The 13,750-nt window shown below is 33.5% G+C and carries 8 protein-coding genes; 6 read left to right on the forward strand and 2 right to left on the reverse strand.

Features of this window, described 5'->3' with window-relative positions; translation table 11 throughout:
- The first annotated feature begins 11 nt into the window (after positions 1–11).
- The 6 genes from QWY92_RS00400 (at position 12) to QWY92_RS00425 (ending at position 10,368) form a co-directional block, all read left to right on the forward strand.
- On the forward strand, positions 12–758 hold the full coding sequence (locus tag QWY92_RS00400; RefSeq protein ID WP_290267716.1) for a glycoside hydrolase family 16 protein: 747 nt from the start codon (positions 12–14) through the stop codon (positions 756–758).
- 127 nt (positions 759–885) lie between these two features.
- Complete coding sequence (locus QWY92_RS00405) at positions 886–1,647, forward strand: 6-phosphogluconolactonase (RefSeq protein ID WP_290267718.1); 762 nt, start codon at positions 886–888, stop codon at positions 1,645–1,647.
- Between the two features lie 16 nt (positions 1,648–1,663).
- Positions 1,664–3,223, forward strand: a complete 1,560-nt coding sequence (locus QWY92_RS00410; protein ID WP_290267720.1) for a family 20 glycosylhydrolase — start codon at positions 1,664–1,666, stop codon at positions 3,221–3,223.
- A 908-nt stretch (positions 3,224–4,131) separates the two neighbouring features.
- Positions 4,132–5,595, forward strand: a complete 1,464-nt coding sequence (locus QWY92_RS00415; RefSeq protein ID WP_290267722.1) for an aryl-sulfate sulfotransferase — start codon at positions 4,132–4,134, stop codon at positions 5,593–5,595.
- 191 nt (positions 5,596–5,786) lie between these two features.
- Positions 5,787–8,867 (forward strand): SusC/RagA family TonB-linked outer membrane protein, encoded by a 3,081-nt coding sequence (locus QWY92_RS00420; RefSeq protein ID WP_290267723.1) that lies wholly within the window; start codon positions 5,787–5,789, stop codon positions 8,865–8,867.
- Between the two features lie 10 nt (positions 8,868–8,877).
- Positions 8,878–10,368, forward strand: a complete 1,491-nt coding sequence (locus QWY92_RS00425) for a RagB/SusD family nutrient uptake outer membrane protein (protein ID WP_158850857.1) — start codon at positions 8,878–8,880, stop codon at positions 10,366–10,368.
- 148 nt (positions 10,369–10,516) lie between these two features.
- Here the strand turns inward: QWY92_RS00425 and QWY92_RS00430 are convergent, their stop codons facing one another.
- Positions 10,517–11,260: a LamG domain-containing protein gene (locus tag QWY92_RS00430; RefSeq protein WP_290267728.1), complete on the reverse strand. Its 744-nt coding sequence runs from the start codon at positions 11,258–11,260 to the stop codon at positions 10,517–10,519.
- Between the two features lie 123 nt (positions 11,261–11,383).
- On the reverse strand, positions 11,384–13,357 hold the full coding sequence (locus QWY92_RS00435; protein ID WP_290267730.1) for a beta-N-acetylhexosaminidase: 1,974 nt from the start codon (positions 13,355–13,357) through the stop codon (positions 11,384–11,386).
- Positions 13,358–13,750: the final 393 nt, after the last annotated feature.

The following is a 13,750-nucleotide window of genomic DNA, read 5'->3' on the forward strand; positions in this document are numbered from 1 at the left end:
TAGTCTAACACATGAAAATTAATAGCCCTATGCATTATATTGTAATAATATTATTAGCCATTAGCTCTTGCAGTTCACCTAAGGATGAAAACATTCAACCCATTGAACCCATAACACGAATCATTAATTTTTCGGGTTATGAATGGATAGTAAGGACTTCCGATGATGCTAAACAAGGTCCAGGTCCTAATTTATTTTCAGATTCAGAAGATAATGTTTGGGTAGATGAAGAAGGTCGATTACACTTAAAAATTGTTCAAAAAGGCGGTCATTGGTACTGTTCAGGAGTCACACTACGTCTATCTCAAGGTTATAAAAAGTATGTTTTTTATGTAGCGAGTAGAGTAGACCAATTGGATGAAAACGTTGTGGGCGGACTTTTTACGTATAAAAACGATAATGAAGAAATCGATATAGAGTTTTCTAAATGGTCTCAGTCTGAAAACCAAGACTCTCAATTTGCTGTACAACCGTCGTATAGTGCAGGAAATAAAACACGTTATGATTTAAATTTGAAAAGTGATTTATCAACGCATTTCTTCGATTGGAAAGCTAATAGTATTGAGTTTGCGAGCTACCAAGGGCACACCTTAGAACCTAATGAAGAAGATGTAATTAGTACTTGGACGTACACAGGAAGCGATATTCCGCCCCTTAATAATGAGAAATTAAAATTGAATTTATGGTTGTTTAGAGGGAATGCTCCAACAAATAATCTACCTGCAGAAATGATTATAGATCGCGTAGAAATACTATAAGTTTTATAATTATTGAATTAGTCTGCAATAATAGAATTCTGGTTGGTTTTAACTTACTAGCCAGAATTTTTTTAACCTAACATAGAGCACCTACGCTCTGTTTTAATAATAATTTTTAATAAAAGAAATGCTAGATTTTACCCAGAATATAAACGTTCTTTCTAACAAGACAACAACAGGTATAGCTGCTGGAAAAGCAGTTGAAGATTGTATCGTACAATTACAAAAAACAAAAGAAAAGATACGAATAGTTTTTGCAGCTGCACCTTCTCAAGACTCTATGCTTAATTATTTGACGCAATCTAAAATAATAGATTGGCGTAAAATAGAGGCATTTCATATGGATGAATATATAGGGTTAGCCCCCGGTTCTCCACAATTATTTTCGTCTTATTTAGAAGATAATTTGTTTTCAAAAGTACCTTTAAACAAAAACACCATTAATGTAAATAATGATGTGCCAAGCGAAATTATAAGATATACTAATTTGTTAGAAGAAGGTCCTATTGATATTGTGTGTTTAGGCATAGGAGAGAATGGCCATTTGGCTTTTAACGATCCGCATGTAGCCGATTTTAATGATGCTGAAATAGTAAAAGTTGTCGAGTTGGATGATGCATGCCGCATACAACAAGTCAATGATGGCTGTTTTGAGTCTTTTGAAAAAGTGCCTGAGAAAGCAATAACGTTAACGATTCCAACGCTATTAAAAGGAACACATTTATTTTGTGTAGTTTTAGGAGCAAAAAAGAGTGAAGCTGTTAAAAATGCCCTTACTGAACCTTTAAGCACATCTTGTCCTGCGTCTATTTTAACAACGCATGCCGATTGTAATTACTATTTCGATAAAGCAGCCTATAAAGGCATAGAATCTTTAGAAAACGCATAAAATTGTAGATTAAGATATGATGAATTATAAAAATATTTTTAAATTCTTATTACTAGTAACTTTGATGTTTACGAGCACTGTAAATATCACAGCGCAAACAATAGCTTCTACGGAAGATTTTAAAGTCAAAGGGTTTCATTTGGATCTTCGAATACAGGTGATGACTCCAGAGGCGCTTAAAACTTTAGCGAATGAGCTTTCTGAAATGGGTATTAATACCTTAATTATGGAATGGGAAGGCACATACCCGTATGAAAAACATGCGGTAATTTCCAATGAATATTCATATACTCGAGAGGAAGTAAAAGATTTTATTACCTACTGCGATGGCTTAGGAATTAAAGTAATTCCGTTACAACAAAGTTTGGGGCATGTGGAATACATTTTAAGAAATCCTAGATATAGCAACTTAAAAGAAGATCGAAAAGATATTTCTCAATTATGTCCAATGGAAGCTATGGAAAGCAAAGCGCTTTTTAAAGATTTATTTTCAGATTTGGTAGAAACTCATAATTCAGACTATATTCATATCGGAGGAGATGAAACTTATTTACTTGGGCATTGTGAAAAATGTCAAGTAAAGGTGAAGGAAGAAGGTAAATCTAAATTATTTGTAGATTACATGAAGATGATAACCGAACTGGTAATAGAGTTAGGGAAAAAGCCCGTAATGTGGGCCGATATTATTTTAAAGCACCCTGAAGCTGCAGCCGAATTACCTAAGGAAACCATTTTTATAGATTGGAATTACGGATGGAAAATTAACCATTTTGGAGATATTCCAAAACTTCAGGAAATGGGATTCGAATTTTGGGGAGCGCCAGCCATTAGGTGTCATCCTGATAATTGGTATGTAACCGATTGGACTACGCATTTTAAAAACCAAAAAGAATTTATTCCATACGCAAGAGAGGCTGGGTATGAAGGTATGGTTATAACCTCGTGGTCTACCACAGGTGTATATGGTTTTACTTGGGATGTTGGGTATGATGTTATAGATATGGTTCAAATAAGGAACACCTATCCATTATTGGCTTTTCGTATTTTAATAGCGAGTTATACTAAGGCTTTAAATGTGAAAGAAGCTTTAAACCCGGAAGATTTTGTTACCGAATATGCCAAAACAAGGTTTGGTTTGAATAAAAAAGATGCTTCAGTTTTATGGCGTTTTTTATCAGCAGAACCAGAACTTATAAGTAATGGAAAACCTACTAAGAGTGAAAATATCGCTGAGGTTAAAACTAAATATAATGTGCTTAGAGAAGCATTATTGAAATTAAAACCAAAACAAAATGAAGCTGAACTAGATCAATTTAAATTAATGGCCGATTTAAGAGTACATTATTTAGATTTTAAGGAAGTGGAGTCTAAATATAATGCGCCTAGTTTTGTGAGGTCTCAAGCACCTATTTTGCTTAAAGCACTAGATACTATTTTAGCAGATGCAAAAGCGTTGAATAAAAGATTTATTGCGTTGAATAAAGGATTTCTTTATGATTCAGAATTAGAAGAACAAAATGAATTACGCGTGCAAGCGGTTCATGTACTTTATGATCGATTGGCTAAATTGAAATAAATACAAACATTATTTATAAATAATATAATTCACTGAAACTATAACGTTGCATGCACAGATTTTCAATGCTGTTTTCAAGGTTGTAGTTTCAGATATTATAGATTCGTTTTCTTCCATTAGACGAATTTATACTTTAGTAGAAACTTCTTCAGTAATCCTTATTTTAGGTTTTCTAAAAATTTGAATTTCATTTATAATTTCGTTATTCTAGATTAGAATCGATTCTCTAGTTTTAAAATAACCTTCAAGTATTTCGTCCACATTTTACATTTTCTTCGTAACTAAGGTTACTCGTAAATACTATTAAAAATTTCCCATAAGTAAAATACGCATTCATCATTTTATTTTGATGAATTTCCTCAATTTTATTTTCTGTTTTAAGTTCGTATTAAGATTGAAACATCTTAAAATTACAACCGTTTTTTAATAAAAATTATTCCGTAGAACACCTCTAAAACAACCTTCTTTTTAATCAAAAAACGTAATAAGTTCTATAATTTAAAAAATAGAACATGGCTATGCAATTGGCTTATGTTAGGTTGTTCATGCCACAGTTTATGGGTGGTAAGTATAATTGTACGAATATGTCTCCCCTAATTTCAGAATAAATCAACACTCGTAATTATTCATAACAGTAAGTTTACAAAACGATAACAGAGATGTTATTTGCTTTGAAATATTTAGTAGTGCGTAAGGCTTAATCTTTAATAGAAAGGAGCTTCTTAATTAATTCACTTTTAAACAGAATAAGATGATGAAAACTTACAAATTAATAAGAAGTAATCCTGAAGATCATCAAGCAAAGATGATGTTGTAGAAGAACCTGTTATTATTGAAAAATCCTATTATTTAGTCTCACCTCAAAGTTAATAGTATGTATTATAAGTATAGAAATTCCAGTAAATAGTATGAAAAATTTGAATAAAAGTAAGCGTAGTTGTATTGTTTTAGCTCTTGTATTGTCTTGCTTTTTTGCTTGTAAAAAAGAGAACAAGTGGGAGGGAGTTTGTGTAACCCCTCACGATATTGGGACGGTGTCTATGAATCCGGTTAAAAATAATATACTAAAATATGAAGTTCTTGTAAACACAGAAAAAGCACTGGATGTTTACATTAAATACTGGATTGATAGAAAAGATGATTTGGATAGTATAAATGAAAAACAATTTTATTACAGCCAAGTTTCAAAAAACAAAAAGGAGCATCAAATTCTTTTAATGAACCTGAAACAAAATACGGCGTATAAGTACGTTGTAGTGGCTCAAAATGATAATTGTAAAAGTTATAGCGACGAAAAAGAGTTCAAAACAAATTCCATTCCTTACTATTTGCCTTTTAACCATCCCAAAACGGATAGTACTCTAGTGAAAAATGTGTTTAAGGGGTACATGTCGAGCCATTCTTTAGATATTCCAGGTTATTTATTTCTTATAGATAATGACATGGATTTGGTATGGTATCATGAAGTACCTAGAAGTATCAAAGTGGCAAATTGGACAGATCAAAATACCGTTCTAACCATATTAAGTGTAAATGCAACCAAATATACCAGAGGGGAAGAAATTGCTGAATTTGATTTAAAAGGTAATATTCTTTTTAGAACTCAAAAAGGCGCAAAAGGCGACAAAGGTTTAGATAAAATTCTGCATCATGAAATTAGACATGATAATGATAACAACATCATGGCGCTAACGTATGAGGAGGAGGTTTACGACTTAACTTCTGTAGGAGGAACCGCTGAAGAACTCATTATTGGAGATGGTATTATCATTATTGATAAAGAAGGAAATAAAGTTTGGGAGTGGTCTGTATTTGATGTAATGGACCCCGTAACATATCCTGGTATCATGGATAAAAGGAAAGATTGGTTTCATGCAAATTCTTTATGGCAAGATGAAAACGGAGATTTCTTAATCTCTTTTAGAACCACTAATCAAGTATGGAAAATAGATGGAGAATCAGGAGAACTGATATGGAAACTAGGCGGTGAAGATGGCGATTTTAATTTACCCGATAGTTTGAAGTTTTATGGGCAACATGCGGCGCATATCAATAGTCAAGGAGATCTTATGCTGTTAGATAACGGCCTTAGCGATTCTATTCCAAAGGTAAAATCATTCACCATTGATGAAACAAACATGACCGCAACGCCTCAAATTAATTTTGCGATGCCTAAAGAATTTTATTCAGGAGTAAAAGGTTGTGCTTATCTCCTAGACAACGAGTACGTTATGTTTTGCTCATCTGATAAAAGGAGAGTGTACTATTTTGATTTAGATGGAAACTATTTAGGACAACTAGAAACAAGTTACAAATTGTATAGAGCAGAATATATGGATGAAATGTATGATAGTAGTGAATACGTAAAATAGAAATAAAACTAATAAATAAGAATAAAATAAAAAGAGGAATCGAGATACTAACATCTCAACAAAATAGGGGTAATCTCTAGTATAATGTAAAAATAATCAAATGTTTAACTAACTTAATTCAATGTCTATTTATGAAAATTAAATCAATTAAAAATTGTTTTCTTCTAAGAAATCAGTTTTTTAAGCTTCTTATGAGAACGTTCATTTTCTTATGCTGCTTTTCGGTATTTAGTATAACGCCGAAGAAACTAACATCCCAAAATGCAAAAATCGCAGTTAATGATGATAAATTTATCTATCCAGAAGCTTTAGCTAGCGCTTCTAACGTAAATGAGAATTCTAAACAAGAGCTTCAAGTTTCTGGGGTTGTTGTAGATGTTAATGGCCAACCGTTGCCAGGAGCAAATATTGTTGAAAAAGGCACGGCAAATGGTGCTCAAACCGATTTTGATGGTAATTTTAGTTTAAACCTTAAAAGTAAAGATGCTGTATTAGTTGTTTCTTTTGTAGGATTTACTACTCAAGAAGTTTCAGTAGAAGGGAAAACGCAATTGAATATTAAGCTTATCGAGAATGCCACAAGTTTAAATGAGGTGGTTGTTGTTGGGTATGGATCTCAAAAGAAATCTGACCTTACCGGTGCTGTTGCTCAAATTTCAGCTGACGATTTTGAAAGTCAACCTATGACGTCTGTAGATCAAGCCTTACAAGGTCGATTAGCTGGTGTACAAGTAACTCAAAATAATGGTGTTCCTGGAAGCGGATTTAAAATTCGTGTAAGAGGTTCAGGCTCATTTGGAAACAACGATCCGCTTTATGTTATCGATGGTTTTATTGGTGGAAGTACAGCAAATTTAGCGCCTGAAGATATTGAAACGATTAGTGTTTTAAAAGATGCCAGTGCTACAGCAATTTATGGTAATAGAGCTTCTGGAGGTGTCGTAATTATAACAACTAAAAGAGGTAAGGAAGGCAAAAATACAGTAGAGGTTAATTCTTTCGTTTCTATAGGAGATCCAATAGGTGAATTTGATGTTTTAAATGGAGCCGATTTTGCTGAATTAGTTAATAAGAAAAATATTGAACAAGGTGGTTCTGCTACGTATTCAAATGAAGAAATAGCAGCATTACAAGCTAATGGAGGAACTAATTGGCAAGACGAAATTTTTCAAACAGCAATTACAAACAATTACCAGTTAGCTTTTAGCGGTGGTGGACCAAGTGTTTCGTATTACGTATCTGCTAATCATTCAAAACAGGAAGGTTTAATAAAACATACAAAATACGAGCGATTTGGTTTTAGAGCTAATATTGATGCTAAAATTAATGATAAGTTAGACGTAGATTTTAGCGTGTTTGCTACCAGTGATACACGCGAAAATGGCACAAATAGTGTTTCTGCATTTGGTGCAGGAAACCTAATGGCTGTAGCTTTAACATTCGATCCAACAACGCCTGTTTATGATACGAATGGCGATTATAACCTGTTTACAATTAATAATGTCGCTAATCAAGGGCAAAACCCGCTGTTTTTAGCAAGTGTTGCAGATCGTACAACTTATGGTAAATATTTACAGTCGAGAATAGCTTTAAACTATAAAATCGCAAATAACTTAGACTTAAATGTGGCTTTAGGAGCAAGTAGTAGTTATAGTAATTATAGAGAATATGTAGATGCACGTATTCAGAATGGAAACACAGCAACTAGCGACGTAGGTGATGGTCTTTCTTACCAAAACACCAATAGATTGACTTATGCTAATACTTTTAATGATAAGCATAATGTATCTGCCGATTTTATATTTGAACAGTCTCAATACGAAGGACGATCAACAAGTGCTTATGCTGAAAATTTTCCAAACTCTAACGTAGGATCAGATAATTTAGGCTTAGGATCTAACCAAAGAGTGGAGTCTGGAGCAAGTAAAAGTAGTTTAGAATCTTACATAGGAAGAGTAACTTATGGTTTTGATGATCGTTATTTATTATCAGGATCTATAAGAGCAGATAAGTCTAGTAAATTTTTAAATGATCAAACGGGAATATTTCCTTCATTCTCATTAGGTTGGAACATTTCAAATGAAGATTTTTTCGGAGATAATATCATCAGTAACCTTAAGTTTAGAGGTGGTTGGGGTGTAACTGGTAGTGATAGAGTAGATACTCAAGCTGCTCATGCATTTCTAACAACTGGTGGTAATAATTATGTTTTTGGTGGAAATCTAGATTCTAGTATCGTTATCGGTATTGCGCCTTCAGAAAAAGCAGCAAATCCAAATTTAACTTGGGAAGAAACGAAACAAACCAATATAGGTTTAGATTATGCTTTCTTGAATGGAAAAATTAGTGGGTCATTTGATTATTATAATAAAAAGACAGAGGGTTTATTAATGAGAAGAAACTTGCCTAACTATACAGGTTCAACTTACCAATGGGTAAATGCAGCTGCAGTAGAAAATAAAGGTTTTGAATTCTCTATCAACGCATATCCTGTAACAACTAAAGATTTTTCTTGGGAAATTGGAGCTAATTTTTCAACAAACAAGAATAAGGTATTAGAGTTGGTTGATGGCTTAGATCAAATTGAACTTGGTGGCGATTACAATTCATTCTCAGGTGCTGTTACTATTGTTAAAGTAGGCGAAGCATTAGGTTCGTTTTATGGTTATGAGTACACTGGACCAGACCCAACTACAGGCGATGCTACTTATAAAGATCTTAATGGAGATAACATTATAGATGCTGAAAACGATAGAGCAATCATGGGGAATGGAAACCCTGATTTTGTTTTTGGTGTTAATAATAACGTTACTTATAAAGGTTTAGAATTAAACATATTCGTACAATCTTTACAAGGAAATGAAATTTATAACGCTATAGGAACGAGTACTTATGGATGGGGTGCTATATCTAGACATTCTACTAATCCGAATAGTTTAAACTCTTGGACACCAACAAATACAGACACTAATATTCCGAGATTAAATAGTACGGTTAAGCCTATTTCTACATTTTCTATAGAAGACGGTTCTTTTATTAGGTTGAAAAACATAAGCTTAGGTTATAATTTACCGTCTGAAACATTAAAAAACATTGGCATATCTTCAGCTAAAGTTTATGTAAGTGGTCAAAACTTATTGACTTGGACAGATTACAGTGGTTTCGATCCTGAAGTATCAAGTGGTGGTGGAAGTGATATTGACCCTGGTGTTGATAATGGTGTATTCCCAAATACAAAAACAGTTACTGTGGGAATTAATGTTAATTTTTAAATAAAACACAATGAAAAATAATAAAATATTTAAAACTAGTTTTTTAGTATTGGTTGCAGCTGGTACATTTATATTAAATGGATGCCAATCTCTTGAGCCAGATACCGACGGTACATTAACGGCTGATAACTTTTTCCAAACAGAGGGCGATTTAGATGCAGCTGTAACTGCTCAATACAATTCTCTACTATCATTTGCTACTTATGTTCATGGTCAGATACCTTATTTTGGAGGTGACGATTTAACAACATGGGGCGCAGGTAATAAAGATAATTTCAGACAATACGATCAATTTAATCCAGATGCTGATAATGGTAATGTGAAAGCGCAAAACTGGAATCCTTGGTGGAAAATGGTTTTAACAACCAATACCGTATTAGACCACTACCAAAAGGTAAGTGCGTCTCAAGAAAAATTAGATAATGCTGCGGGTCAAGCACATTTTCTTCGCGGATTAGCTTATTTCTTTTTAGTAAGAACCTACGGTGAAGTTCCATTATTAAATTCTACAGCCGTTACAGGACGTGAAGAGAAAGCTTCTTTTGAAGCTATATACGATCAAATTATATCAGATTTTACTATAGCTAAAACTTTACTTCCTGCATCATGGGGCGATGAGCCAGGTAGACCAACAAAATGGGCTGCTCAATCATACCTTGCTCATGTTTACTTAACAAGTGCTGGATTTCCTTTAAAAAACACAGCTAATTACGCTTTAGCTGCTGCCGAGGCAAAAAATGTAATAGATAATGGGCCGTATGCATTGGTAAATAATTTTGCCGATTTATGGAACGATCCAACAACTCAAAATAATTCAGAAAGTGTTTTTGCAATAAACTTATGCTTCAGCTGTGGCGGTTGGACCTTTGGAAACTGGAAATCTGTTGGTTCTACAAGTGCCGAAGAAACAGGATGGCAAGATTTCTTTACTGAAATTGGATTTTTTAATGGTTTCCCAGAAGGGCCTCGAAAAGATGCAACCTTTACTACAGAATTTCCTGTTGAAGGTGGCGGAACGCTTACATGGCAAGAAAGTTTACATAAGCACCCTTATTTTGCAAAATGGAAGGGCACACTTATTGACGGAAAGTTTAGTTATGATGGTGGCGGACCAGACTTAAACGCTTATTTAATGCGTTATTCTGAATTATTATTAACACACGCCGAGGCAACAATTATGTCTACAGGGCCTACTAATTCTGAAGGATTAGAGAGTTTAAATAAAGTTAAAAGAAGAGCCGCAGGTAAGCCTGTAAACGTTGCCGATCCATCGGTAGATGTTACTAGTGCTACGCAAGCAGATGTTGTTGATGAGCGTGCATGGGAGTTAGCTGGTGAATATTCTAGATGGTTTGATATGGTTAGAACCGAAATTATCGCAGAAGTAGCAGCTAATAAAGATGCGCTAGATTTACCGGTAATTGGTACAATAGATGAAACTAAACCGTGGGCTTTAATACCTTCTTCAGAAGCAGATTTAAATCCAAACTTAGGGAACTAAGAAATAGTTAATAGCAAGAAAAAGCCTCGAAGACATATCTTCGAGGTTTTTTTGTGATTTTTTTTAAGAAGAAATAAGGTCATGATAATAAATAAGCAGCAGCTAATTTAGCTGTTATTTAGAGCTTTGGTTTTACCAAAATCAAAGGTTAAGGTAGATATGCTTCAAATTCAACATAATCAAACAGTCCGTAATTATCTTGGCTAGGTATATGGTCTCCTATAAACTTTAAGTTTTCAACACTACAAAAAATAGTAAAAGGGTATTCGGCTCCGTAATTAAGGCTTAATCTGTTCATTTCTGTATTATCAATATACCAAACAACTTCATATTTATCATTTTTCAGAAGTAAATCAATGTCTAAAGTGTACCATTGGTTTCTTTTTATTTTTTTCGGGATGGATTGAAACGGAAGTGCCTGCGAAGTCATATATGCTATAACATCGTCTGGTTCTGCATTTAAACTTTGCCTAACAGCAGTAGAACCGTAACCTATTTCAAAATCCAATTCATGCTTGTCATCATGGTATATAAAGGCACCAATACTGGCCATATCTCCAACGCCAAGTTCGGGCACAAAAACACGCCAAGTATATTTCCCCACGTTGTATGTTTTATCCACAGTTCTTACTTTAGGTCTGTCCCAGGTATTAGCTCTGGCAGTCATCATTAACTCGCTATTATTTATTTCGTAATTGATTAAACCCTTCATGTTTTGAGAGCCATCAATCCAACCGGTCATAGTATTGAAATCCCAGCGAGTGATGTTCTCTTTTTTATTTGTTTTTTCTGAAATTTTATTTGTTTTACCCTTTAATACGGAAGAACAACTTGATAAGGAGATAACCATAAAAGTGATGGATAGCAACGTTTTATTTGTTTTTTGAAACATTTTTTATTTTTTAATAGAATAGTTTGAATTCGATTAGAAGCCTAAACGAGGTAAGGCATCCATTAAAAATGAATGCCTTACCTTTTTATTTTGATGTATGATTTAATAGATTTTAGGAGAGGATTAGTTTAGGCATTTTCCTGCTGTAAAATCTATTTTTAAATGGTCTTCTTTAATATTAACTTTATAGTTTTTGTCTGATGAGAGGTTTTCGCAAGAGCTGTCTGCCGGAATTTTTATGTGGTTGTCCCAACTTCCTTCTGGTGATTTTAAAAGAATAAATTGTACAGTGCTGTTTTTAGGCAGAAGCCTGTGGCCCGTGTAAATACCGTCGTAATCATAGTCGGTTAAGGTAACGCCATTCGCGTGCCAATGTTCTTTAGCTCCAGAATGTGAGTTTGTAAATGTACCAGCAAGTGTTAGGAACTCACGGCCTCCTTGAATGTCTTTAAAATAAGGCGAGTCATTCATGTTTACGTTAAATACCACATCAACATAATCGGGGTTGCTTGAGCCTTGGATAAAATAAGGCGAGTTTTCCCAGTTAGCTTTAACCGTTTCTAGGTTTTGTTGAAACCTTATAAAATTTTTATTTTCATTTTTAGTCCAACCTACTTCAGCATAAGCTGCGATTCTTGGAAAAACTTGTCTGTAAAGATCTGATACTTTAGGAATCCATTCGCTCCACATTTGGCAACCAAGTCCGATAACATTCTTTTCTAAAGCGGTATCAATGCCTTCCGGAATAGGATTAAATCCATAAGCTTTATCAAGTGATATTGAGTTAAAATCATAATCAAGATAAGTGTAACTGTGTGTAGAATTTACAACTTCGTGCCCTTTATTAATAGCAGATAGCATAAGTTCTCGGCTACCTTTCCAAAAATGAACAATAGCACTTTCTGCAAGTTTTTGGTTGTTCTCTTCTTTTTCTTCACCTTCTCGCCACTGGTGTAAATTTTCACCTAAAATATCATTCCATCCCATCATTCTATAACCTTTACTTTCAATAAAATTGGAGACTTTATTTGTAAATGAAATTTGTACATCTGAAAATGTATTCAAATTATTTTTAGCCATGTAATCACTAATGTCTTTATCGTTTTTCCATTGACCAAACTTCACTTCATCACCTCCAATATGCACAATTTTACTCGGGAATAAATTGATAACTTCTTGTAAAACGTCTTCTATAAAAGTGTACACTCTGTCGTTGGTAACATTGTAAATATTAGGCAAAATGCCAAAAGTACCAGGTACTTCTATAGGTTCGTCTAAAGTGCCTAACCAAGGGTAAGCTGCAATGGCTGCCGAAGCATGCCCTGGCATTTCAATTTCAGGAATAATAGTGATGTGCTTGGTTTGCGCATAGGCAATAACTTCTTTAATTTCTTCTTGTGTGTAAAAACCAGAATGAGGCTCACCGGTTCTTTTATCGCTTTTAACACCATTTATTTGCGTGTTGTTCCTAATGCTTCCAACTTCAGTTAATAGCGGGTATTTTTTAATTTCAATACGCCAACCTTGATCATCGGTTAAGTGCCAATGAAATATATTCATTTTTAATTTGGCCATTTGGTCTAGCATATCAAAAACAACCTGTTTGCCTTTAAAATGTCTAGATTCGTCCAACATAAAGGCACGCCATTTAAAAGCAGGATTATCTTCAATTGAAACACAAGGAATTAATAATTTGCCCTTTTTTGATATGGTTTGCAATTGCATTAAGGTCTGCAAAGCATAAAATATACCGGCAGGTTTCGCTGCTGAAACTTCAATTTTATTAGTATTAATTTCTAGATTGTAACCTTCGTTTCCGAGGTCTTTATATTTATTTTCAACTAACAATAATTCAATATTTGCATGTTTTGACTCTTCTACGTTTATATTTAATGTGCTCATTAATTTTTGTAGGGTTTCAAACTCGTTTTTTAAACCCGCATCGTAACTTACTTTAAGTTTTTTTAGTTCTAAAGTGGCGTCATGCACTTTAATATTATTAGGGTAGGGGATTAAGTTTAATTGCGCCGAAACTTGTATGCTTAATAAACAAAACAGACAGCTTAGTATTAGTATTTTTTTCTTTAGATATGTCATTATTTTTGATTTTTTATAGTTTAACATCGTGGTGATTTTTTTTAGTAAATTTTGTTGGTCTTAGTTTTTAACGAAGTAGAGCCTGAAATTAAAAGAGCTTGAGAGCGCAAGTTTTCTGTCTTTGAATTTAGAATTTATTTCAAATTATAATCATTTTTTTATAGCCGTTTGGCATGTGGGAATTTAGATGTAAAAGTAATTTAATACAAGGTTTAAAATGAGGTAATTATTATTCAAAAAGGTTAGATGTATTAGTATTTATGCATTCTAGTCCCATATCATTACTCATATTCATACTTTTAGTAAGTAAAAATGTTTATCTAAAATAAATTTAATATTTGTCTTAATCTTTGTTTGATAATCGATAAGAAATGCCCAAATTCGTAGAAAAAT

It is taken from the genome of Algibacter miyuki (assembly GCF_030409805.1).
GTDB lineage: Bacteria > Bacteroidota > Bacteroidia > Flavobacteriales > Flavobacteriaceae > Algibacter > Algibacter miyuki.

Excerpts from the sequence above, each read along its gene's own strand:
- QWY92_RS00400 (WP_290267716.1), top strand. The coding sequence starts at position 12 with ATGAAAATTAATAGCCCTATGCATTATATTGTAATAATATTATTAGCC.
- QWY92_RS00405 (WP_290267718.1), top strand. The coding sequence starts at position 886 with ATGCTAGATTTTACCCAGAATATAAACGTTCTTTCTAACAAGACAACA.
- QWY92_RS00410 (WP_290267720.1), top strand. The coding sequence starts at position 1,664 with ATGATGAATTATAAAAATATTTTTAAATTCTTATTACTAGTAACTTTG.
- QWY92_RS00415 (WP_290267722.1), top strand. The coding sequence starts at position 4,132 with ATGAAAAATTTGAATAAAAGTAAGCGTAGTTGTATTGTTTTAGCTCTT.
- QWY92_RS00420 (WP_290267723.1), top strand. The coding sequence starts at position 5,787 with ATGAGAACGTTCATTTTCTTATGCTGCTTTTCGGTATTTAGTATAACG.
- QWY92_RS00425 (WP_158850857.1), top strand. The coding sequence starts at position 8,878 with ATGAAAAATAATAAAATATTTAAAACTAGTTTTTTAGTATTGGTTGCA.
- QWY92_RS00430 (WP_290267728.1), bottom strand. The coding sequence starts at position 11,260 with ATGTTTCAAAAAACAAATAAAACGTTGCTATCCATCACTTTTATGGTT.
- QWY92_RS00435 (WP_290267730.1), bottom strand. The coding sequence starts at position 13,357 with ATGACATATCTAAAGAAAAAAATACTAATACTAAGCTGTCTGTTTTGT.